18 protein-coding genes are annotated in these 23,933 nt (G+C 65.5%); 13 read left to right on the top strand and 5 right to left on the bottom strand.

What is annotated here, in order from left to right; genetic code table 11:
• Positions 1 to 22: 22 nt before the first annotated feature.
• On the top strand, positions 23 to 1,753 hold the full coding sequence (locus tag IPP28_01215; GenBank protein MBL0039674.1) for a hypothetical protein: 1,731 nt from the start codon (positions 23 to 25) through the stop codon (positions 1,751 to 1,753).
• Between the two features lie 114 nt (positions 1,754 to 1,867).
• On the top strand, positions 1,868 to 2,818 hold the full coding sequence (locus tag IPP28_01210) for a sodium:calcium antiporter (protein ID MBL0039673.1): 951 nt from the start codon (positions 1,868 to 1,870) through the stop codon (positions 2,816 to 2,818).
• Between the two features lie 3 nt (positions 2,819 to 2,821).
• Here IPP28_01210 and IPP28_01205 read toward each other — a convergent pair whose 3' ends face one another.
• Positions 2,822 to 4,225: an SLC13/DASS family transporter gene (locus IPP28_01205; protein ID MBL0039672.1), complete on the bottom strand. Its 1,404-nt coding sequence runs from the start codon at positions 4,223 to 4,225 to the stop codon at positions 2,822 to 2,824.
• A 120-nt stretch (positions 4,226 to 4,345) separates the two neighbouring features.
• Between IPP28_01205 and IPP28_01200 the strand changes: the two genes are divergently transcribed.
• Genes IPP28_01200 through IPP28_01190 form a run of 3 tightly spaced genes read left to right on the top strand, consistent with a single transcriptional unit; the run spans position 4,346 to position 7,126 of the window.
• Entirely contained in the window at positions 4,346 to 5,305 is a 960-nt protein-coding gene (locus IPP28_01200) for a hypothetical protein (protein MBL0039671.1), read from the top strand.
• 1 nt (position 5,306) lies between these two features.
• Entirely contained in the window at positions 5,307 to 6,266 is a 960-nt protein-coding gene (locus IPP28_01195; GenBank protein MBL0039670.1) for a response regulator, read from the top strand.
• A complete protein-coding gene (locus IPP28_01190; GenBank protein MBL0039669.1) occupies positions 6,266 to 7,126 on the top strand; it encodes a hypothetical protein in 861 nt (286 codons plus the stop codon). Before IPP28_01195 ends, IPP28_01190 begins: the two co-directional genes overlap by 1 nt.
• On the opposite strand, the gene IPP28_01185 is transcribed toward IPP28_01190, so the two are convergent.
• The gene (locus IPP28_01185) at positions 7,127 to 8,107 is read right to left on the bottom strand and encodes a glycosyltransferase family 2 protein (GenBank protein MBL0039668.1); all 981 of its coding nucleotides are present in this window, start codon (positions 8,105 to 8,107) and stop codon (positions 7,127 to 7,129) included.
• 133 nt (positions 8,108 to 8,240) lie between these two features.
• Between IPP28_01185 and IPP28_01180 the strand changes: the two genes are divergently transcribed.
• The 5 genes from IPP28_01180 to IPP28_01160 all read left to right on the top strand — a co-directional run bounded on the left by IPP28_01180 (position 8,241) and on the right by IPP28_01160 (position 17,435).
• Entirely contained in the window at positions 8,241 to 10,433 is a 2,193-nt protein-coding gene (locus IPP28_01180) for a lipase (GenBank protein ID MBL0039667.1), read from the top strand.
• Positions 10,434 to 10,460: 27 nt separating this feature from the next.
• On the top strand, positions 10,461 to 12,317 hold the full coding sequence (locus IPP28_01175) for a DUF1302 domain-containing protein (GenBank protein MBL0039666.1): 1,857 nt from the start codon (positions 10,461 to 10,463) through the stop codon (positions 12,315 to 12,317).
• Positions 12,318 to 12,330: 13 nt separating this feature from the next.
• Entirely contained in the window at positions 12,331 to 13,692 is a 1,362-nt protein-coding gene (locus tag IPP28_01170) for a DUF1329 domain-containing protein (protein ID MBL0039665.1), read from the top strand.
• 97 nt (positions 13,693 to 13,789) lie between these two features.
• A complete protein-coding gene (locus IPP28_01165; GenBank protein ID MBL0039664.1) occupies positions 13,790 to 14,923 on the top strand; it encodes a hypothetical protein in 1,134 nt (377 codons plus the stop codon).
• 19 nt (positions 14,924 to 14,942) lie between these two features.
• Complete coding sequence (locus IPP28_01160; GenBank protein ID MBL0039663.1) at positions 14,943 to 17,435, top strand: MMPL family transporter; 2,493 nt, start codon at positions 14,943 to 14,945, stop codon at positions 17,433 to 17,435.
• Between the two features lie 59 nt (positions 17,436 to 17,494).
• Here the strand turns inward: IPP28_01160 and IPP28_01155 are convergent, their stop codons facing one another.
• Positions 17,495 to 18,400, bottom strand: coding sequence for a DMT family transporter (locus IPP28_01155; protein ID MBL0039662.1), 906 nt, complete (start codon positions 18,398 to 18,400; stop codon positions 17,495 to 17,497).
• Complete coding sequence (locus IPP28_01150) at positions 18,400 to 19,323, bottom strand: phosphoribosylaminoimidazolesuccinocarboxamide synthase (protein MBL0039661.1); 924 nt, start codon at positions 19,321 to 19,323, stop codon at positions 18,400 to 18,402. Before IPP28_01150 ends, IPP28_01155 begins: the two co-directional genes overlap by 1 nt.
• Before the next feature lie 87 nt (positions 19,324 to 19,410).
• On the opposite strand from IPP28_01150, the gene IPP28_01145 reads away from it, so the two are divergent.
• Both IPP28_01145 and IPP28_01140 read left to right on the top strand, forming a co-directional pair.
• Positions 19,411 to 20,139, top strand: coding sequence for a TerB family tellurite resistance protein (locus IPP28_01145; protein MBL0039660.1), 729 nt, complete (start codon positions 19,411 to 19,413; stop codon positions 20,137 to 20,139).
• Between the two features lie 11 nt (positions 20,140 to 20,150).
• Positions 20,151 to 20,816, top strand: a complete 666-nt coding sequence (locus tag IPP28_01140; GenBank protein ID MBL0039659.1) for a ribulose-phosphate 3-epimerase — start codon at positions 20,151 to 20,153, stop codon at positions 20,814 to 20,816.
• 6 nt (positions 20,817 to 20,822) lie between these two features.
• On the opposite strand, the gene IPP28_01135 is transcribed toward IPP28_01140, so the two are convergent.
• Positions 20,823 to 23,033, bottom strand: a complete 2,211-nt coding sequence (locus tag IPP28_01135; GenBank protein ID MBL0039658.1) for a tetratricopeptide repeat protein — start codon at positions 23,031 to 23,033, stop codon at positions 20,823 to 20,825.
• Positions 23,034 to 23,192: 159 nt separating this feature from the next.
• On the opposite strand from IPP28_01135, the gene pdsR reads away from it, so the two are divergent.
• Positions 23,193 to 23,882, top strand: a complete 690-nt coding sequence (gene pdsR / locus IPP28_01130) for a proteobacterial dedicated sortase system response regulator (protein ID MBL0039657.1) — start codon at positions 23,193 to 23,195, stop codon at positions 23,880 to 23,882.
• Positions 23,883 to 23,933: the final 51 nt, after the last annotated feature.

The following is a 23,933-nucleotide window of genomic DNA, read 5'->3' as shown; positions in this document are numbered from 1 at the left end:
CCACCCTTCCACGGAGCACTCCATGCGTCTCGCCACTTCTGCACGCGCCCTCGCGTTCGCCATCGCCACTGCCTTGATCGCGTCCAGCGCGAATGCCGCACTTGTTGTCGATGAACAGTTCGAAGGCACCTACTTCAATGCCGCGCAATCCGGTCGCGGCGTGAACTTCGACTGGTTCCAGACCACGCCGACCGGCGGCGTCATGGGCATCGTGTTCTATACCTACGATGCCAACGGCAATGCCTCATGGGTGCTGGCGAATGTGCCGTTCAGCCAGCGCGAGGTGAAGAAGACCGGCGTCGATGTCTACCGCTTCAGTGGCGGCAGCTTCGGCAACACCTTCACCGCACCGACCGGCACCATCGTGGGCAAGGTCGATGTCGAGTTCCTCAGCTGCAATCACGTCAAGCTCGACTTCACCGCCGGTGTCGGCAGCAATCTGCAGAACGTCAACATGGACCTCGAGCGTGCCGGCGGCGCCCCGTCGTCCTGCGCTTACCAGAGCGAATTCACCACCTGTCCGAACGGCACCACGCAACTGCAGAACCTGCCGCGTGCCTGCATCCTGCCGGCGACCATCACCGGCAACATGCATCTGCCGAACAACGCGACCTACCTGATCAACGGCAAGACCGCCGTGGGTGGCGGTCGCAACGCCAACCCGGGCACGCTGACGATCGAACCGGGCACGACGATCCAGGGCATTGGCCAGGGTATCGACTATCTCGTGGTGCAGCCGGGTTCGAAGCTCTACGCCGAAGGCACGGCCACGGCGCCGATCATCTTCACCGGACCGACCGACGTGCCGGGTTCCTGGGCCGGGCTCGTGCTCGCCGGCAACGCCGTCAACAACAGCTGCACCGGTGCCACGCCCTGCGCGTTCGAGGCCGATTCGAACATCACGTTCGGCGGCAATGACGACAATGATTCCTCGGGTGCGCTGCGCTACGTGCAAATCCGCTACGCCGGTCAGGTCATCCGCGAGAACGAGGAACTGAATGCGCTGACCCTGCTCGCGGTCGGTCGTGGCACGGTCATCGACCATGTTCACGTGCACGCCGGCAAGGACGATGGCTTCGAGATGTTCGGCGGCGCGGTGAATTTGACCCATGTCGTCGGCACCGCCGTCGAGGACGATTGCCTCGATTTCGCCGAGGGCTATACCGGCAAGATCCAGTACGCCTACTGCAAGCAGACTGCGACCGCGTCCAGCGATTCGAACGGCGTCGAGTCCGACAACAAGCCGAATGCGTTCGACTTGCTGCCGCGCACGCAACCGAAAGTCGCGAACGTGACCCTGATCGGCGTCGCATCCGGCAACGAGGGTGTGCGTATCCGTCGCGGCTCCGGCGGCAATTTCTACAACATCGTCGCCACCGGTTTCGGCCAGGAATGCCTGAACTTCAACGACAACGCGACCTTCACGGCCAGCGGCACGGCGCCCACTCCGACCGCGACCGGCGTGTTGACGATGAGCGGTGCCGCACTGGGTTGCACGAGCAACTTCGAAGATTCGGGCAGCGAACCTTTCCTGGTCAGCGCCTGGTATCGCGGCCAGGCGGCGAACAGCGACGGCAGCGCCGCTGCACTTGGTCTGAGCGGCCGGTTCCCGTCGGCATCGTCGATCCTGCTCGGCACCGGCGTCGCCGTGCCGAATGACAGCTTCTTCGATCGCACCAGCTTCAAGGGTGCCTTTGCCGGACCGATGACGGACTGGGCGCGCGGCTGGACGATGGACGGCACCCTCGAATGATCGGGGCGTCGACAGGGACGTGACGCACGGGGCCGGGCAACCGGCCCCGTGTTTTTGCCGCGAGCGTGCTGCCGCGGCTATCCTGCACGGCCTTGTCGTTCTGCGGTCGAGACGATGCTCGAAACATACGGTTTGCTGGTGCTCGGCCTGGTGCTGGTGATGTTCGGCGCCGACGCCTTTATCAAAGGCGCGTCCGGGCTGGCCCAAGGTCGCGGTGTCGGCGGATTTTCCGCCGGGTTGGCGGTGGTCGCGGTGGGTGCTTCGGTGCCGGAACTGGCGATTGCGACGGCCGCCATCGTGCGCGGTCACGACGCGCTCGCGGTGGGCACCGTGATCGGCAGTTGCATCGCGAATCTCGGCCTGATCATCGGGGTGTCGGCCCTGGTCAAGCCGCTCGCGACCGGCTTTCGCCTGTTGGGCGTGGCCTTGCCGGTCCTGATCGCCGCAACTGCGGCCCTGCTGCTGATGGGTCAGGACGGCACCCTGGGCCAGGTCGACGGCAGCCTGTTGCTGCTCACCGCTGCGGCGTTCGGCTGGCTGGTCAAGCGCGCCTCGGTGCAGGAACCGGAGGCGGTGCGCAAGGAACTGGCTTACGCCGCGAACACCCAGACCGAAGCCGTGCGCAATCTCGTGCGCATCGTGATCGGACTCGGCTTGCTCGGCTACGGCGCCTGGCGCGGCGTCGGCGCGGCGGTCGACATCGCCGCACATTTCCGCATGAATGAACTCTGGGTCGGACTGAGCGTGCTGGCGCTCGGCGCAGCCTTGCCGGAACTGGCCACGTCGGTCGTCGCCGCGGCACGCGGACATGGCAATGTCGTGGTCGGCTCGGCGGTGGCGTCGAGCGTGGTCAACCTGCTGCTGGTCATCGGCCTGATCGCGCTGGGTCGTCCGATCGCGTTGACGACGTCGCTGCTGCATGTCGAGATTCCCGCCCTGCTCGCGTTCGCGATCGCCTTCTTCCCGATGATCCGGGGCGATGCCGTGGTCTCGCGGCGCGAAGGCCTGGTGCTGGTGCTGGCCTACATCGGCTGGATGCTCTGGTTGCTGCTGCCGCGTTTTTGAGCCTCAGCGCCAGAAGAACACGATGCAGACGCCGGACAACACGGCGACCCCGATCAAGTCGAGCACGAGGCCTTCGCGCATCATCCGCCGCAACGGCACCATGCCGGTGCCGTACGCGACCAGATTGGGCGCCGTGGCGACCGGCAGCATGAAGCCGCAGCTCGCGGCCAGCACCGCCGGCACCATCAGCAGTGCCGGGTCGAGTCCGCTGGCGGTGGCCGTGGCGGCAAGGATCGGCATCAGCAGAACCGCGGTCGCGGTATTGCTGGCGATCTCCGACAGCAAGGTGACGCCGAGGCACACGCCGACGATCAACAGCCAGGCCGGCCAGTCGCGCAACGCCGCAAGCAGGCCGGCAATGCGGTCGCCGAGGCCGCTGGTCTGGAACGCTGTCGCCAGCGCGATGCCTCCCGCGAACAGCACCAGTGCCGCCCAGGGCACGCGCTCCGCAGTCGGCCAGTCGAGCAAGGTGCTGCCGCGACCGTCCGGAATCACGCCCATCAAGAACACGCCGAACAAGGCGATGCTGGCGTCGTTGACGCCGGGCAGCGCGAAGTAGCCGGTCCAGCCGCCGAACGGTTCGCTGCGAAAAATCCAGGCGAAGACGATCAGCGCGAACACCATCAGCACGCGACGTTCGGAGCGATGCCAGGGTCCGAGCTGCGGCACTTCCGCCGCCGGTGAGCCACCGAGATGGCGACCCAGCCACAGCGCCAGCAGTGGCAGGAACAACAACACGATCGGGACGCCGAAGCGCATCCATTCGAGGAAGCCCATGCGGCTGCCGGTGGTCTGCTCGTAGACCTGCATGAACACCAGGTTCGGCGGCGTGCCGATGGGCGTGCCCCAGCCGCCGACACTGGCGGCATAGGCGATGCCGAGGATCAGCGGCACGCGCAGGCGCTCGTCGCGGTAATCCTCAAGCACGGCCATCGCCACCGGCAACATCATCAGCGTCGCGGCGGTATTGCTGATCCACATGCTGACCAGCCCGGTCGCGAACACGAATCCCCACAGCAGGTGCCGGCCGCTGTGACCGCCGAACAGACGAACCATGCCGAGTGCGAGGCGCCGATGCGCATGATTGCGCTCGAGCGCCGCCGCCATCATGAAACCGCCCATCAGCAGCAGGATCAATTCATTGCCGAAGGCTTCGGCCACCTGCTTCGGCGTGATCACGCCGGCCATCGGCAGCACACTCATCGGAATCAATGCGGTGAAGGCGGCCGGCACCGGTTCGAACAGCCACCACAACGCCACCCAGACCAGGCAGCCAAGCGTGACCGCCAGCGCCGTGGTGTCGCCATGCGAACGCAGCCACAGGGCCAATGCTGCACCTGCGGCCGGTCCCAGCCAGAGCATCAAGCGGCGCAATGACGCCGGGGTCGCAGCAGTTTCTTCGTTCATCGATTCGGCCAACTGGATCAAGGAATGCGGAGACAAGGGCCGCCAAGCTCGCTGGCGACAATGATTTCGATCGCTATACTGCCTCAGGCCGCAGGCCGGCGGCGAGGGACGCACTGCGACATGATGACGGCAATACTCGCAATCACCACCGTGCTCGCTCTCGCGGCAGCCGTGTTCTTTTTCCTGCGTGAGCGCAAATTGCGCGGCAGCATGTCGAACAGCGAGGACGAGGCCAAGAAGCGCGAGGCTTCGCAGGCACAAGTCATCCACACGACCAAGCTCGCGTCGCTCGGGCAGATGGTGGCCGGCGTCGCGCACGAGATCAACACGCCGCTCGGCTTCGTCAAGAGCAATGTCGAAGTGGTCAGTGACCTGCTCAGCGAATACGAGGCGGCAGTGACCAAGGTCATGACCGGCGTCGACCTGATGCTGTCACTCGATGCGTCGATGGTCGACCGCGCCAAGGCGGCGATCCAGAAGGCCCGCATCGAACTGGCCAAGGCGACGACGCTGAACGAGGCGCGCGAATTGCTCGAGGATTCCGCTACCGGCCTGAAGCAGATGAGTGGACTGGTGCTGAATCTCAAGGGGTTCGCGCGCGTCGATCGCGACGGCATGGACACCATCGATCTCAACGACAGCGTGCGCAGTGCGCTGACCATCGCCGGGCACCAGTTGCGCGACCGCATCACCGTGGTCGAGGAACTCGGCGACGTGCCGAAGGTGAAGTGCATGCCCTCGCAGATCAATCAGGTGTTCCTGAACATGATCACCAATGCCGCGCAGGCGATGGGCGACTCCGGCACGCTGACGATCCGTTCGATCGCCAAGCCGAGCTTCGTCGAGGTCAGTTTCGAAGATACCGGGACCGGCATTCCCGACGACGTGTTGCCGAAGATTTTCGATCCGTTCTTCACCACCAAGCCGGTGGGCGAAGGGACCGGGCTGGGGCTGTCGATCGTGCACAAGATCATCCAGGGTCACGGTGGCGCGATCCGCGTGAAGTCCCAGGTCGGCAAGGGCACCACTTTCTTCGTCGAACTGCCGCTGGCGCAAAAGCCGGTGGCCAAGGCGGCATGACATGGACGACATCTTCGTCGACAAACCCCTGCGCCTGCTCTGCATCGACGACGAGGCGCGGATTACGCGTGCGCTCAAGGCACTGTTTCGCGACTGCCAGGTCGAGTTGTGCAACGACCCGCGCCAGGCCGTCGCGATGGTCGCGGCATTCGATCCGGACGTGGTGATCTGCGACCAGCGCATGCCGCAGATGGAGGGCGTCGACGTGTTGCGCGAGCTGAAGTCGGCGGCGCCGCGGACGATGCGCATCCTGCTGACCGGCTATGCCGACCTCAAGGCCGTGCTCGGTTCGGTCAACGAAGGCGAGGTGTTCCGCTACGTCAACAAGCCCTGGGACAATGCCGACCTGCGCATCCTGGTGTTCGAGGCGGCGCGCATCGCGCGCGAAGCGCCCGTGGTTACGGTCGATGCGATCAGCGAGCAGGAAGCGGCGGAAGCGCGCGGACAGGTCGGCGTGCTCGTGCTCGAGGACGACCCGGTCACCCAGCAGCGCCTGCGCGAAATCCTGCAGTCCCATTACCAGGTGCGTTTCGCGAACAACGCCGAGCGCGCGCTGCAGATCCTCGAACAGCATGAAACCGGTGTCGTGATCTCGGAAACCGAGACCAGTGCGGGTGACCTGACCGGGCTGCTCAAGGCCCTGAAGGTGCACCATCCGCACATCGCGACCGTGGTCATCACCGAACGCGCGAACGCGCAACTCGCGATGGAGCTGATCAACGAGGGTCAGGTCTATCGCATGCTGATCAAGCCGGTGCGCATGGGCTCGTGTCGGTTGAGCGTCGATGCCGCGATCAGCCGTTATTGGAAACTCAAGCGCAACCCGCGCGCGATCCAGCGTTTCGCGCTGAGTGCAGCGGCAGCAGTGCCGCAGACCGGCCCGCAGGTGCAGGATTCGCTGATGGCACGTATCCGCAATCTGCCCTCGCGCATCGTCCAGCTCGTGCGCTTCAACAGTTGATGGCGGGCGTTTCGGCGCCGTGGCTGCTCGGCGCCAGCGGACAAGTCGGATACTTCCTGCTGCAGCGACTGGGTCGCGATGTCGTTGCCTGTGCGCGATCGGTGCCGGCGTGGTCGTCGCCGGAGCGGCTGTGTTGGCACACGTTTGATCTTTGGCGCAGCAATGAGGCGCCCGGCTGCGAGCACCTGATCAGTGCCGGGCCGCTCGATGCCTGCGTCGACTGGCTGGCACGTTCCGGCCCCGGCGCGCTGAAGCGCATCGTTGCGTTGAGCTCGATGAGCGTGGTGCACAAGCAGCAATCGCCATTGGCCGCCGAGCGCGAGATCGCGGCGCGGCTGCTGGACAGCGAGCGGCGCCTGCTCGAGTTCGCGCACGAGCATGCGATCGACTGCACGATTCTGCGTCCGACGCTGATCTGGGGCGCGGGGCTGGATCACAGCCTGACGCCGTTTGCTCGCCACGCCGCGCAGCGAGGTTTCGTCGTGATTCCGTCCGGTGCATCGGGCCTGCGCCAGCCCGTCCATGCGGATGACCTCGCCGCACTGTGCATCGCGGTGTTGCCGCGCTCCGGACTCGGGCAAACAGTGGCAGCGGCAGGTGGCGGAGAATGTCTGTCGCTCGCACGAATGCTGGTGCGCGTGGCGCACAGTTGCGACGCGCGCGTCCTTCGCATGCCGATGCCGAAAAGCGTCTTGGCGATGCTGGGGCGTCTCGGTGCAACCGCGGGCATCCCGGCGGCCGCAGTGCTGGCGCGCTCGGTGGCCGACCAGTGCGCCGGACAGGACCAGCTGTGGCAGGCCTGCGGCCTCGTGCCACGTGGCTTCGAGCCGACGCGCGAGGACTGGATTGCGTCGCAGTAGCTAGTCGGATCGCGAAACCGTCGCGATGCGGATCGAATCGCCGATCAGGTACAGCGGTCGCCGCTTGCTTTCCTCGTACATGCGGCCGAGGTATTCACCGATGATGCCGAGCGCGACCAGTTGCACGCCGCCGAGAAACAGCACCACCGACATCAGGCTCGGATAGCCGCGCACCGGTTCACCGTAGATCAGGGTCTTGGCGATGATCACCGCGCCATAGACGAAGGCGACCAGTGCCGTCAGCAGTCCGATCCAGGTCGCGATGCGCAGCGGTACCGTCGAGAACGAGGTGATGCCTTCGAGTGCGAAGTTCCACAGCTTCCAGAAATTGAACTTGCTCGTGCCGGCGGCGCGCGGTTCGCGGTGATAATGCACCGGTACTTGGGTGAAGCCGACCCAGCCGAACAGGCCCTTCATGAAGCGATGGCGTTCGCGCACCTGCTTCAGGGCATCGACGGCGCGCCGTGACAGCAGGCGGAAGTCGCCGGTGTCGCGCGGGATCGGCGTGTCGCTCAGGCGATCGATCAGGCGATAGAAGGTGGCTGCGGTGAATCGCTTCAGCCACGACTCGCCAGCGCGCGAGATGCGCACGCCGTAGACGACGTCGGCGCCTTGTTCGAATCGTGCCCAGAACTCGCGAATGACCTCCGGCGGGTCCTGCAGATCGGCGTCAAGGATCACCACCGCATCGGCGTTCGCATGGTCGAGGCCGGCCGTCATCGCCGCCTCCTTGCCGAAGTTGCGCGTCAAGCGCAGCACACTGACCCGAGCATCATTGTTTGCGATGGCGGCGAGTTCGTGCGGCGTTGCATCAGTGCTGCCGTCGTCGATGAACAGCACGCTCACCGCGGCGTCGATCGTCGCCAGGGCAGCATCGAGACGGGGCATCAGCAACCGCAGTACGGGCGCTTCGTTGAACACCGGAACGAGGATGCAGAGACGTTGCGTCGCGTCGCGCGATGGTGCGGATTCAGTGCTCAAGGAGAAGCGCCTCGTGTGCTGCAGTGCAGCAGAAGAAGATTGTGAGAATTGCGTTGCAATCGGTTGAAGCCTCTACCTATGATACCTACGCGCGTTTGAAGCGCTCCCGATGACCCTGACGAAGGAAACAAGCATGCAGGCCCGACTCATTTTGGCGACTGCCTTGTCGTCCGCGCTGCTCGCGGCGTGCAGCAGCAGCAGCAACAGCCCGCGCGCGGTGGATGCCCCCGTGTCGCGCAACGACGATGGTTCGCTCGTAACCGGTGTGATCACCGCCGTATTCAACCCGACCACGGGCGCGGTGCCGTTTCCGACCGATCTGGCGTTCTCGGGCACGACCGACCTGACGCTGAATGCGTCGCTGCCGGTCCCGGCCGATCCGAACAATTCGGCGAATGGTCCGGTGCGCGCGATCAATGCGCTGGATGGCTGGTCCACGGTGGCGCCTTGGCGCTTCAACCTGTCGGTCGCGCCGCGTGCCAACACGCTGGTCGCGGGCCAGTCGATCCGCGTCTTCAAGGTCACGATCAATCCGACCACGCGGCAAGTCCTGAGCGTGCAGCGCGAACTGGCCGCGACCGAATTCGCCGTGGTGCAGGCGCCCTCGGACGCCACCGGCAAGACCATCGCGATCGTCCCGACCAAGGCGCTGGAGGAGCTCAGCTCCTACATGGCCGTGGTCACCGACGACGTGAAGGACGCGGCCGGCAACGACGCGACCCCGGACCAGACCTACTTCCTGACCCAGCGCACCAGCCCGTTGATCACCCCGGTCAGCCAGACTGGCCGGCCGACCTGCGCCACGACAGCGCAGTCGACCGATCCGCTGCTGCCGGTGGCGAGTGCCTGCTCGCTGGAACCGTTGCGCCTGATCACCAATTCGCATGAAGCCGCAGCGGCCTCGCAAGGCATTCCGCGCAGCGAGATCGTGCTGACCTGGACCGCGACGACGCAGAGCATCACCCCGGTGTTGAGTGCGGTGCGCTCGATCACCACGGCCAGCCAGGCCACGCTCGCACCGAGCGGGCTGACGACGGCTGCGGCTGGCTTGCCGCCGGTCGCCGACATCATCATCGGTGTCATGCCGGTGAAGTACTACCTCGACGCCCCGACCGCGCAGAACCCGACCGGTCCGCTGACCGGCAACTGGAAAGCCGGTGCCGGTGCCTACACGGCGCCGTTCAATACGCTCGGCCTCGATCCGACCTCGACCAACCTGACCTATGCCAATCCAATCCCGGTCGCGAAGTCGACGCAGGTGATCCCGGTACTCGCGACGGTGCCGAATGCGGCTTCCGGCCGCACCAAGCCGGCTGCGGGTTGGCCGGTGGTGATCTTCCAGCATGGCATCACCCGCAATCGTGCCGACGCGTTGGCGATTTCCGCCACGATGGCGGCGCAGGGTTTCGCCGTCGTCGCGATTGACCAGCCGCTGCACGGCATCCGGTCGATCGATCCGGGCATCAGCGGGTTCTACATCGAGAACACGCCGTTCGGCGCGATCGCGAACGAGCGTACCTTCGACCTCGACTTCAGCAACAACACCACCGGCGCCGCAGGCCCGGACGGTGTGGTCGACGGATCGGGTACTTACACGATCAATCTGACCAGCCTGCTCACCTCGCGCGACAACCTGCGCCAGGCCGTGGCCGACCTGTTCACGCTCGCCAAGACCGTGCCGACCATGTCGGTGGACGGCGACGCGACGCCGGACTTCGACGGGTCGCGCATCTTCTTCGTCGGTCAGTCGCTGGGTTCGATCGTCGGCCTCAACTTCGTCGCGCTGGAGCCGACGGTCTCGACCGCCGTGCTCTCGGTACCGGGCGGCGGCATCGCGCAGATGCTGAACGGTTCGGCCACCTTCGGTCCGCGCATCCGCGCCGGCCTGGCGGCTTCCGGCGTCACTGCCGGCACGCCCAGCTTCGACCAGTTCCTCGGCGCGGCGCAGCAGGCCATCGATTCGGCGGATCCGCTGAACTTCGCGGCACGATCGATCGCTTCGGGCGACAAGATCCTGTTGCACGAAGTCGTCGGTGGTGGCGCGGTCCTGTCCGATCAGGTGATTCCGAACTCGGTCACCGGCGCGCCCTTGTCCGGCACCGAACCGCTGATCCGCGCGCTCAACCTGAGCACGCTGACGGCCACTTCGCAGGCTGCGGCCATTCGCGGTGCCGTGCGCTTCACCGCCGGTGACCACGGTTCGTTGCTCAGCCCGGCCGCATCGGGCGCAGCGACGGTCGAAATGCAGACACAGATGGCGAGCATGATCGTGAGCGACGGCCAAGCCGTGCAGGTCACGAACACGTCCGTGATCCGTACCCAGTAAGACGACGCAGAAGCGGAGAGAACTTCCATGACCTACCTCAATGCCAAGCACGCGCGCCGTCGCACGCTGGGAACCGCGATCTCGCTGGCGCTCGCCAGCGCATTCGCGGCCCCGGCCCACGCCATCGAATTCAGTCATGGCGACTGGAACGGCACGATCGACACCACGCTTTCCTACGGCGCTTCGATGCGTCTGCAGCAGCGCGACCAGGAATTGGTCGGCCTTGCCAACATCAACCCGTTCGTGGCGGCCACACCGATCACCGACCAGATCAACGCACCCGGCCGTTTCTCGGTGAACGGCGACGACGGTAACCTCAATTACGACGACGGCGACCTGTTCTCGAACGCGTTCAAGATCACCAGCGAGTTCTCCCTGAATTACAAGGAGAACTCGGGTGCATTCGCGCGCGCCAGCTACTTCTACGATTGGGAAAACGCCGACCGCGCCGATCTGACCGAAGAAGCCCGGGAAAAAGTCGGCACGCGCCTGACCCTGCTGGATGCCTTCGTCTTCCACAACATGGATCTCGGTGGCCACGAGACATCGGTTCGAGTGGGTCGCCAGGCGGTGAGTTGGGGCGAAAGCACCTTCATCCAGAACGGCATCAATGTCGTGAACCCGATCGACGTGTCCAAGTTGCGCGTCGCCGGTGCCGAATTGAAGGAGGCGTTCCTGCCCGTCGACATGATCCAGGCTTCGTTTGCGGTCAATGAGAATCTGTCGGTCGAAGCCCTGTACCTGCTCGAGTTCGAGCAGACCGAGCCGGACCCGATGGGCACCTACTTCAGCACCAATGACTTCGCCACCCTCGGCGCAGACTTCGTGATGCTCGGCTTCGGCCGCGCCAACGAGCCGGCGAATTTCGCGAACTGCGGCAACGTGCTGCGGTTCTCGTCCGATGCCCTCGAGCGTGCGTCCTGCCTGCAGGCGATCCCGCGGTTGCCGGACGATTATGCCGATGACAACGGCCAGTACGGTGCGGCGTTGCGCTACTTCTCGCCGACCCTGAACGACACCGAGTTCGGCTTCTTCTTCCTGAACTATCACAGCCGCCTGCCGCTGCTCTCTGGCTACGCGGTGACCAGCACCTTGCCGAATTCCGGTCGCAACATCGTCGAATACCCGGAAGACATCCGGATGTACGGCATGAGCTTCAATACCACGCTCGGCGATACCGGCATCGCGTTGCAGGGCGAGTTGTCCTATCGCGACAACATGCCGTTGCAGTTCGACGACGTCGAGTTGCTGTTCTCGGCGCTGAGCCCGCTGAATCCCTTCATCCCGGCACCGGGCAACCGCTTCATCAGCCAGCTTGGCGAATATGGTCCGGGCGACTATGTGCGCGGCTGGGAACGCCATGAAGTCAGCCAGCTGCAATTCACGCTGACCAAGGCCTTCGGTCCGGGCAACTGGCTGGGCGCGCAGCAGATCGCGACGGTCGCCGAATTCGGCGGCACCGAAGTCTGGGATCTGCCGTCGCCGGACCTGTTGCGTTACCAGGGTGACGGCACCGATACCGGCTGCGGCGGCGACCTGCTGACCGGCGGCGCATTGGTCAATCCGGTCTCGCAGTGCGACGGCTTCCCGACGCGTTTCTCGTGGGGCTATCGCCTTGCGGCCCGAGCCGACTACAACAACGTGTTCGGTTCTCCGTTCAACATGTCGCCGCGTCTCGCGTTCAACCATGACGTCAACGGCATCACCCCGGGTCCGGGCGGCAACTTCCTGGAAGGCCGCAAGTCGCTCACCGTGGGCGTTGAAGCGACCTACCTGAATCAGTGGGCGGCAGACCTCAGCTACACCGAGTTCCGCGGCGCCGGTCACCTGAACCTGATCCACGACCGCGACTTTGTCTCGTTCACGGTCAAGTATTCGTTCTGACGGAGGGAGATCCATGCGACAGATTCGAAACGGCATCCTGGCGGCGGCTTCGGCCCTCGCCATGGCCAGCGCGGTACAGGCCGGCGTCACCGCCGATCAGGCGGCTCGCCTCGGCAAGGACTTGACCCCGGTCGGTGCAGAAACCGCTGGCAACAAGGACGGCACCATTCCTGCGTGGACCGGCGGCATCACCCGCCCACCGGCAGGTTATCGTGCCGGCATGTTCCACCCCGATCCGTTCGCGGCCGACAAGCCGTTGTTCGCGATCACCCCGCAGAACGCGAAGGACTACGCGGCCAAGCTCACGCCGGGTCAGATGGCGATGTTCGCCAAGTACAAGACGTTCAAGATGAATGTCTATCCGACGCGGCGTTCGGCGTCGTTCTCGCAGGAGGTGTACAACGCCACCCGCGCGAACGCGACGGCGGCGAAGCTGGTCGCGAATGGCGAGGGTGTGCAGGGTGCATCGCTCGGTTTCCCGTTCCCGGTGCCGCAGAACGGCTTCGAGCCGATGTGGAACCACAAGCTCAAGTACAAGAGCACCGGCGGCAAGCGTTACGCCAATCAGGTCGCGCCGACCGCGACCGGCGCCTACACGCCGATCCGCATCGAGGAAGAGTTCCTGGGTCTGTACTACCGCAAGGGTGCGACCACCGAAAACATCAACAACATCCTGCTCTACTTCTTCCAGGAAGTGGTGTCCCCGGCGCGCTTGGCGGGCAACGTGCTGCTCGTGCACGAAACCCTGAACGCCAGCGCCCAGCCGCGACAGGCGTGGATCTACAACCCGGGACAGCGTCGCGTGCGTCGTGCACCCAACGTGGCCTATGACAATCCGGGCACCGCGACCGACGGCCTGCGCACCAATGACATGACCGACATGTTCAACGGCGCCATGGACCGCTTCGACTGGAAGCTGGTGGGCAAGAAGGAGATGTTCGTTCCTTACAACGCCTACAAGGCGCACAGCAATGCGGTGAAGCTGAAGGATCTGGTGCGCCCCGGCCACCTGAATCCGGATTTGCTGCGCTATGAACTGCATCGCGTGTGGGTGGTCGATGCGACGCTGAAGAAGGGCATGCGCCACATCAACAGCCGCCGCACCTATTACCTCGACGAGGACAGCTACCAGATCGTCGCGATCGACCATTACGATGGTCGTGGCGGCTTGTGGCGCTACTCGGAAGCACCATCGATCAACTACTACGAAGTGCCGACCTATTGGGCGACGATCGAGACGCACCACGACCTGCAATCGGGTCGCTATATCTCGGGACTGCTCGATAACGAGGAAAAGACCACGATCGATTTCGGCTTCCGCACAGCGCCGGAGAATTTCTCGCCGCAGTCGTTGCGTCAGCGCGGCATTCGCTGAAGGGGCCGTACGGCGCTCGCTCGGGCCGGCCGTTCCGATCATCGGGGCGGTCGGCCTTTTGTTTTAAGGGCTTGGACAGGCAGTCAAGGGTTCATCGATGAAACAGACCACATTGCGCATCGGCGGAATCGCCGCGGGTTTGCTGGCACTGGCGTGCGGCTTGGGTGTGCAGGCTCAGGACGAGCCGGCGGCTATGACGCCGGGCATGCCGACGGCCGACGACCCGTCGGTGCTTGAAGCGGAAGTGTTGCCCAAGGTGGCGTCGTCGCTGATTCTCGACATCGTCGATGCCGGCGACCGTGCCGTGGCCGTCGGTGAACGCGGCCACATTCTCGTGAGTGAAACGCGCCGCGACGGCTGGCGTCAGATCGAGCACGTGCCGACCCGCTCCAATCTCACGGCCGTGACCGCGATCGAACAGCGCGTCTACGCGGTCGGCCACGATGGCATCGTGTTGCGCTCGGACGATGGCGGCCTGACCTGGGCTCGCAAGCGCGTGGTGCTGTTCGACCGTGACAACCCGGATCCGCGCAACGGCGCGCCCTTGCTGGATGTGCTGTTCACCGATGTCGACCATGGTTTTGCGGTGGGCGCCTACGCCACCCTGCTGCGCACCGACGATGGCGGCGAGTCTTGGAATTACGTCGACATCCTGAACCGCGGCACGGCTGCCGCGCCGACCGAAGAAGAACTTGCTCAGGATGCCGTCGCGCCCTCGCTCGACGACGAGAGCTGGAATTTCAACGCGGCCGATCTGGATCTCGATGAAGAGACTGATCCGCATCTCAACGGCATTGCGCGAACCGGCAATGGCAATTTGTTCATCGTCGCGGAGCGCGGCGCCGCGTTCCGCTCGACTGATGGCGGCAGCTCCTGGCAGCGCATCCAGTTGCCCTACGAGGGTTCGATGTTCGGCGTGATCGGCGGCAGCGGCGATCATGTCCTTTGCTTCGGCCTGCGCGGCAATGTCTACGAATCGAACGATCTCGGCAGCACCTGGACCAAGCGCGAGACGGGCACCGAACTCAGTCTGATGGGTGGCGCGATGGGTGCCGATGGCTCGACCGTGCTGGTCGGCGGCAACGGCATCGTGCTCTCGCGCAGCAGCGACAGCGATGCTTTCCTGGCCACCACGCATCCGGCCGGTGTCGTGCTGTCGTCGGTGCTGGTCCTCGGACCCGGCGAATACACGGTCGTCGGCGAAACCGGCGTCAGCTTCTATCAACCCTGAGCCGTGACGGAGAAACGCAATGATCGGTAGCAGCAATCAAGGCGCCTTCGGCCGGGCACTCGAAAACATCGTCTTCGGCAATCGCATGCTGGTACTGGCGCTGTTCGCGCTGGTGACCGCGGTGATGCTGTTCTTCGCGGCACAGTTGCGCGTCGACGCCGGGTTCAAGAAGCAGATCCCGCTCGACCACGAATTCATGAAGACGTTCCTCGACTACGAGCAGGAGTTCGGCGGTGCCAACCGCGTGCTCGTGGCGGTGATGGACAAGAACGGCAACATGTTCAACAAGAAGTTCATGCAGACCATGGAAATGGTCACGAACGACGTGATCTCGCTCGACGAGGTCGACGACGCCCGCGTGCGTTCGATCTTCACGCCGAACGTGCGTTTCGTCGAAGTCGTCGAGGATGGCTTCGCCGGCGGCAACGTCATCCCGTCGTCGTTCACGCCGAACAGCGAAGGCTTCGAACCGACGCCCGAAGATTTCGCCACGATCCGGTCGAACATCGTCAAGGCCGGCGTGGTCGGCCGTCTCGTCGCCAAGGATTTCTCCGGCGCCATGGTCTGGGCTGACCTCGTGCCCGAGGGCGGTGCCGCCCACACCAAGCTCGACTACCAGAAGATCGCCGGGCAGTTCGAAGCCATCCGGCAGAAATACGAGAAGGACGGGCTCAGCATCCACGTGATCGGGTTCGCGAAGATGGTCGGCGATATCGCCGACGGCGCGCGCTCGGTGATCAACTTCTTCCTGCTCACCATCGGCTTCACCTGGTTGCTGCTGTTCCTGTATTCGATGTCCGGCAAGCTGGCTTCGCTCACCGTGCTGGCGGCGCTGATTTCAGTCGTCTGGATGCTGGGCGCATTGCGGCTGCTGGGCTACGGCATTGATCCGATGAACATGCTGACGCCGTTCCTGATCTTCGCGATCGCGGTCAGCCACGGCGAGCAGATGATCAACCGGTTCCGTGGCGAGATCTTCTACGGCGGGCTCGAAGAAGGCACGATCGAAGAGCTGCGGCAGCGCGAAGCGCAGGCCGTGCCGGCGCTGGAAGCGGCACGCCGGTCCTTCCGCATGCTGCTGGTCCCGGGGGCGGTCGCGCTGCTCGCCGGCTGCATCGGCTTCGCGACGATCATGCTGATCGACATCCGCATGGTGCGCGAGCTGGCGATCACGGCGACCATCGGCGTGGCCCTGACCATCCTGACCGACCTGATCCTGCTGCCCGTCCTGCTCAGCTACACGAACCTCAGCAACCTGCACAAGAAGCGTGAGTACCGCCTGCGCCAGCTGACCAAGTTCGACGCGATGTGGCGGGTGATGGCGAAGCTCAGCAAGCCGATGCCGGCCCTGGTCGTCATCCTGATCGGAGCGACGATCTGGTTCTTCGCCGAAGCACAGGGCGACAAGGTCATGGTCGGCGACGCCCAGGAAGGCGTGGCCGAGTTGCGGCCGGAGGCCCGCTACAACACCGATGCGAAACTCATCACGCAGAAGTTCGCGCTCGGCGTCGACATGATCAACGTGATCGCCGAGGGTGGTCCGTTCGCGTGCACCGAAAGTCCGAAGGCGATGGCGCTGATCGATCGCTTCGCCTGGCACATGAGCAATGTCGAAGGCGTGCAGCAGGTCATCACGCTGCCGAACATCGCCAAGGTGATCTATGCCGGCTACAACGAAGGCAACGTGCGCTGGCGCGTGATTCCGCGCGATTCCAACCTGCTGCGGCAGAGCCTGCAGGCGATCGAGTCGGACTCCGGCCTGATCGACAGCCCGGAATGCAAGGCCATGCCGGTGCAGATCTTCACTACCGACCATCGCGCCACCACCATCGACCGTGTCGTCAAGGCGGTCGAGGCCTTCCGCACCGAGAACAAGAGTTATGACGTGAACTTCCGCGTCAATCGCGACAAGGCGGTCGAAGCGGCCGCCGCGAACGGCGAGGAATACCGGACCGACCAGGCCAACCTGCGACTGGCGACCGGCAACGTCGGCGTGATGGCAGCGATCAACGACAAGGTGCGCGAAGTCGAGCACATGATGCTGTACCTGCTGTACGCGGCGGTGTTCGTGATGTGCCTGCTGAGCTTCCGCTCGCCGCTGGCAGCCTTGTGCATCACCCTGCCGCTGGTGCTGGTGACCGAGCTCGGGCACACGCTGATGGTGGAACTCGGCATCGGCATGAAGGTGAATACGCTGACCGTGGTCGCGCTCGGCGTCGGCATCGGTGTCGACTACGCCATCTACATCTACGCGCGCATGGCCGAGTCGATGCATTCCGGACGCACGCTCACCGAAGCCTATTTCGGTGCGCTCAAGACCACCGGCATCGCGATCTTCTATACCGCGCTGACCCTGGCCGCGGGCGTGGCGACGTGGATCTGGTCCGACCTGAAGTTCCAGGCCGACATGGGCGTGATGCTGACCTTCATGTTCATCGTCAACATGATCGCCGCGATGATCTTTCTGCCCGCACTTTGCCGCTGGCTGCTGCGCCCGCGCGAAGCGCACTGATCGCTCATCGCGATGAACGAGGAACGGCCCGCTTCGGCGGGCCGTTTGTTTTGCGCGCTTCAGATCTCGCTCGGCTCCACCGACACGACGCGCTGTTTTGCGAGCGTGCGCAGCGCGATCGCGAGCACGCCGCCCAGCACCATCGCACCGCCGAACCAGAGTCGCGGCCCGGGGTGGTCGCCCCAGACGAAGACGCCGAGCAGGATCGCGACGATCGGTGCCATCAGCAGGTAGGGCGCGATCTGCGCAACCGGATGTTTCTGCACCAGCATGAAGAACAGCGTGTGCCCGAGCAGGGAGGCGACCAATGCGGCCCACAGCACACCACCCCAAGCGATCCAGCCGGCCTGTGCGACGGCCACGAACGCATCGGGCTCGACCCATGCGCTCCACGCCAGCAAGGGGCCGAGGCCGATCCAGGCCGACCATGCCTGCATGGAGAACGCGTCGATGCCGGCGAGGCCGCGCATGAGCACCGTCCCGATCGCGAGGAACAACGCCGAGACCAGCATCAGGCTCAGCGACTGCGGGTTGTCGAGCACGATCGGGTCGAAACCGAGCACCAGGATGCCGGCGAAACTGACGAGGATGGCGAGCCCCGTGCGCCAGGCGAAGCGCTCTCCGCGCAGCCACCATGCCAGCAGCACGGCCATCGGCACGTAGCTCTGCATCACGATTGCCGGCGAGGCGAGATCTCCGGCCAGCTTGAGCGACCAGAAACTCAGGCCGAAATGCAGCACGACATTGCAGACCACGACTGCAATCAGCAACGGCCACTGCGCGCGTGGCGGACGGCGCATGAACGGCAGCAGCACCAGGCCCAGCACGCCCATGCGCAGGGCCGTGAACAATAACGGCGGCAATTCACGCAATGCCGCGGCCGAGGTCAGGAAGTTGCAGCCCCAGGCGAGGCAGATGATCGCGATCAGGCCGATGTCGCGTGCCGTGAACGCAGGCGTCCGCATCAAAGCGCGATGCCGGACAACCGCTTCAGTGCCTCGGCATAGCGTTCACGCGTGCCTTCGATCACCCGCTTCGGGAGCATGGGCCCGGGCGCCTTCTTGTTCCAGTGCAGGGTTTCCAGATAGTCGCGCACGAATTGCTTGTCGAAGCTGGGCGGGCTGATGCCCGGGCGATACTCGGAGGCGTCCCAGAAGCGCGACGAGTCCGGTGTCAGGATCTCGTCCATGACCCGCAACGTGCCCTGCTCGTCGATGCCGAACTCGAACTTGGTGTCGGCGATGATGATGCCGTGCCCGCGCGCGTAGTCGGCGGCGTAGCTGTAGAGCTTGAGTGTCAGCGCCCGCACCTGTTCGGCGATGGCGCCGCCGACCTTCGCGACCAGCGCGTCGAAACCGATGTTCTCGTCGTGGTCGCCGACCGCCGCCTTGGTCGAGGGCGTGAAGATCGGCTCGCGGAGCTGTTCGGCCAATTGCAGGCCCGGCGGCAACTCGACACCGCTGATCCGGCCCGTGGCCTGATAATCCTTCCAGCCCGAGCCGATGATGTAACCGCGCGCAATGGCTTCGACCGGCACCGGCTTCAAGCGCTTCGCGACGACGCTGCGGCGTTCATACTCGACGACGGGCGTACCGCGAGGCAGCACCTCCGGCAGACTGCGCGTGGACAAGTGGTTCGGCATCCAGTCCGCGGTCTTCGCGAACCAGAAATTAGATAGTTGCGTGAGGATTTCACCCTTGCCCGGAATCGGGTCGGGCAAGATCACGTCGAAGGCGGAGAGGCGGTCGCTGGCCACGATCAGCAGTTCATTGCCGGGTAGTGCGTAGACATCACGCACCTTGCCGCGATGAAGCAGGGTCAGGCCGGGGATCTGGGTCAGCGACATCGAGCGGTAGGACACGGCGCGGCTCCGAAGCGAGGCCGGCATTCTAGATCGGCGCGATTGCTATCATGCGCGAATGAACTGCATTGCCCTTGCGCCGCCATCCCCTCCGGCTGAGTCGCCGCCCGCGCCATGAACTGGAAACCGGCTTTCGTCGGCGCCGTGGTCGGCACCATCATCACCCGCGCGCGCACGCCCTGGGGTCCGGTGATCGGCGGGGTCCTGGGCGCCCTGTTCCTCGAGCGCCTGTTCCCGCAGTTGCGCGACGCCCCCAAAGCCGCATTCACCGAGCCACTGTTTGAGCTCGCCGGCGGGCTGGCCAAGGCCGACGGCCGCGTCTCGGAAGCCGAGATCGCCACCGCGACCACATGGATGGAACGCCTCGATCTCGATGCGCCGATGCGCAAACGTTCGATCGCGGCCTTCGACCGCGGTCGCGCCGATGCCTGGCGCTACGAATCAGCTTGCGACAGTCTGCGCAGCTACACGCACGACCAGCCGGAGCTGCGCCTGATGGTGCTGAAGCTGCTGGCCGACATCGCCGCCGTCGACGCTCATGCCTCGTCGCAGACGCTGCTCGATGCGATCGCCGAACGTCTGAATGTCGCACGTCCGACCTGGGACAGTTTTCGTGCCGGCGCACGCGAGACACGGCTCGCGGCCGACTATGCGGAACTGCAGATCACGCCCGACGCCAGCGACGATGCCGTCAAGGCGGCTTACCGCGCCCTGGTTGCGCGCCATCATCCCGATCGTCTGCCGCCCGATGCCAGCGCCGCCGCGCGCCGTGCCGCCAGCGACAAGACCAGCACGCTCAACGCCGCCTACGAGCGCATCCAGCGCGCGCGCGGCCTGCACTGAAAAGGACCGTCATGCGCCAGCCCGCCGTCATCGCCCCCTCCATCCTGTCCGCGAACTTCGCGCGCCTCGGCGACGAGGTCGACGCCGTGCTCGCGGCCGGCGCCGACTGGGTGCATTTCGACGTGATGGACAACCACTACGTGCCGAACCTGACCATCGGCCCGCTGGTTTGCGAGGCGCTGCGCAAGCACGGCGTGAAAGCACCGATCGACGTGCACCTGATGGTCAAGCCGGTCGACCGCATCGTGCCGGAGTTCGCCCAGGCCGGCGCGACCCTGATCAGCTTCCATCCGGAAGCGAGCGAGCATGTCGACCGCACGATCCAGCTGATCAAGTCGCACGGCTGCCAGGCCGGCCTCGTGTTCAATCCGGCCACGCCCCTGCATCACCTCGACCACACCCTCGACCAGCTCGATCTGGTGCTGATCATGTCGGTCAATCCCGGTTTCGGCGGCCAGAGTTTCCTCCCCGGTGCGCTCGACAAACTGCGTGCCGTGCGCGAACGCATCGACCGCAGCGGCCGCACCATCCGCCTTGAAGTCGATGGCGGCGTGAAAGCCGACAACATCGCCGACATCGCCCGCGCCGGCGCCGACACCTTCGTCGCCGGCTCCGCCATCTTCAACGCTTCCGATTACGCCACCACGATCGCGGCCATGCGCGCGGCGATCGGGTGATCCGGCTCAGTCGCGGAGATCGCGCAACGCACGCTCCGCCGCTTTCGTGTCCGGGTGGTCGGGGCCGAGTGCGGTGCGGCGGGTGGTGAGGGCGGCGTCGAGTTCGACGCGGGCTTCTTCGCTGCGGCCGAGCTTCATGAGCGCGAGCGCGCGGCGGTAGCGGGCGGTGGCGGTGTAGGGCGAGTCGTCGCCGAGCACTTTCTGCTTGGCGGCGAAGGCGGCGCGATGCAGGGCTTCGGCGGCGTTGGCATCGCCGCGACCGAGCGCCGTGACGCCAAGGGCATCGCGGGTCTCCAGGGTGACGATGTGATCGTGTCCGAGCGCGGTCTCGGCTTCTGCGAGCAGGGATTCGCCCAAGGTCGCCGCTTCGCTGAAACGCTGACGCTCGTTCAGCAGTTCGAGCAGGTTGAAACTGTGGATCAATCGCGTCTCGGTGCTGCCCGGGGTGTCCTTGAGATGTTCGAACGCGGCGATGACGCGGCGGTATTCCTGCTCGGCCTCGTCGTAGCGTCCGAGTCCTTTCAGCACGTTCGCGCGGTTCGCGGCGATCAGCAGGCTCGCTTCGGCATCGGCGCCATACCAGACGACGGCATCGGCCAGCGCCCGATCGTTTTCGGAGAGCGACGTTTGAAGCTCGCCACGATCGAACAGGATCGACGCGAGCGCACTGCGTGCGGCGATCGATGAGGGGTGCGCGGTATCGCCATGCCGTTGCTGGTACCGCGCGAGATTGTCGCGGGCGATGGTTTCGGCGCCGGCGAGATCGCCACGGGCCGCCGTCAACTGCAGCAGCAGATGGCGCAGCACGGCCCAGCGTGCCGCGAGTGCAGGTTGCTTGTCGGGCCAGCGCGCGAGTGCATCGCGCAGGATCTTTTCGGCCGCGGCCAGATCGCCCCGACCGAACGCCGCGCGGGCACGCAGTTCGACCGCCGCGGCATGCGTGTCGAAGGCTTCAGGGTGATCCAGGGTCAGGCGCATCGCCGTCGCCGACGCGTCATCCTGCGCCTGGAAATCGTCGCGGCAGTCGGCGAGCCGAGCCATGGCGACGGCGGCTTCCGCCTGTGCTGCGGCCGAGCCCAGCCGATCGCCTTCGTCCTGCAAGGCGTGAATCGCGCGCTCGGCCGCTGCCGGCTGACAACGCAACGCGGTGACTTGCGCCTGCACTTGCAGCAAGGGCAGGCGCAGTCCGGCCGTGGCCTGTGCTTCGGTCCGCACTTGCGCGAGACCGAGTTCGGTTTGGGCGAGCGCGAGTTCATCGCGCCCGAACGACGCATACGCGCGCGCCAGCAGGGTGTGCAGCGCGATGCGGGCATCGCCGCTCAAGGTCTCGTCGGCGGCGATCTGGCGCGCCGTGTCGTCGAGCAGTTCGGTCACGCGCAGATCGGCGCCGCGGGTGGTGTCGCGCGGTGTCGTCAGCAGCAGGACCAGGGTGTCGTCGACCGCTTGCACACGCGCCCGCGCCGCTTCGGCGTCTGCGCTGACCTGTCGGGCCGCGCGCAATTCGAGGACGGCAAAGACCAGTGCGCCGGCCAGCACCACGACCAGCGCGCCGAGGCTCGCGAACCACCGCCGCTGGTGCAGCGCCAGCGGCCGCATGCCGCGTGTGTGCGGCGCGTCGTCGATGGCCAGAACCGGCCGGCCGTCGAGGTGGCGCTGGACATCCGCCATCAACTCCGCGACCGAGGCGTAGCGGGCCATCGGCTCGCGCTGCAGTGCACGCGCGATGATCGCGTCGAGATCGCCCTGCACCTCGCTGGCGCGGATCGGCCACGGATTCACCGGGCTGATCGACTGGCTGGCCAACGGCGCCGGTTCGCTGGTGACCGCGGCCGCGACCCGGGCCGACTGTCCTTCGACCCGCGCCGACGGCAGTCGACCGGTCAGCAGTTCGTGCAGGATCAGGCCCAGTGCGTATTGATCGGTGGCCGGGCGCGGCGGTGCGCCGAACCATTGTTCCGGCGCGGCATGGTGCGAGGGTGCGGCCACGGCATCGGCGACTTCGCCGCGCAGGATCGGCGTGCCGTCGACATCGATCAGGATGGTCGCGCTGCTCAAGTGTCCGAACACGACCAGATCGCGATGGGCGCGGTCGACGATCAAGGCGATCGCGAGGAACAGGCGCAGGCGCGCACGAAGGTCGAGCGCGGGTTGGCGCAGCCATTGCGCCAGCGGAATGGCCAGTTGGCCCTGGGTCTGTTCGGATGCGACGGGCGACACGGTGCTCACTCGATTCGGAATCGGCAGGATGCGCGGACGCGCGAGCGTAACAGTGCGGGAACGGGGCGTGCCTTCGGGCAAATCCGGGGCAGGGGACGACCGGAGGTTGTCTGGGCCCGGGGGGCGCGTAAGCTGCGCCCACACTCACAGGAACACGTCATGGCCCGACAGATCGCCATCGTCGAAGACGAACCCGCCATCCGCGCGAATTACTCGGACGCGCTGCGCCGCCTCGGCTTCGAGGTTCAGACCTATGCGTCGCGCCCCGAGGCCAGCAGCGGCTTCGACATCCGCCTGCCCGACCTCGTGCTGATCGACATCGGTCTCGGCGATGAACCCGAAGGCGGCTTCGAACTCTGCCGCGAGTTGCGCCAGAAGTCCGCGACCTTGCCGATCATCTTCCTGACCGCGCGCGATTCCGACTTCGATGTCATTTCCGGCCTGCGCCTCGGCGCCGACGATTACCTGACTAAGGACGTGTCGCTGCCGCACCTGACCGCGCGCATCAACACCCTGTTCCGTCGTGTCGACGCCCTGCGTCGTCCGCAGGGCGCGGAAGCGGTGCTGAAGAACGGCGACCTGGCCCTGCATCCGGAACGCATGCGCGTCACCTGGAAGGACGAGGAAGTGCCGCTGACCGTGACCGAATTCTGGATGGTGCACACGATGGTGCGCCACCCGGGCCACGTGAAGTCGCGCGACGCGTTGATGCGCGACGCCCAGGTCGTGGTTGACGATGCGACCATCACCTCGCACATCAAGCGCATCCGCAAGAAATTCCTTGCGATCGACGCGAACTTCGACGAGATCGAGACCATGCATGGCGCCGGCTACCGCTGGCGTGCCTGAGGTTTCGGTGTCGCGGGGCGGAGCCCGCTCCCACTGCCATCGGTGCTGTTG

Source organism: Lysobacterales bacterium (assembly GCA_016721845.1).
Classification (GTDB): Bacteria; Pseudomonadota; Gammaproteobacteria; order Xanthomonadales; family Ahniellaceae; genus JADKHK01.
The sequence above is the reverse complement of the archived record's forward strand: the minus strand, read 5'-3'. Positions and strand labels throughout refer to the sequence as shown.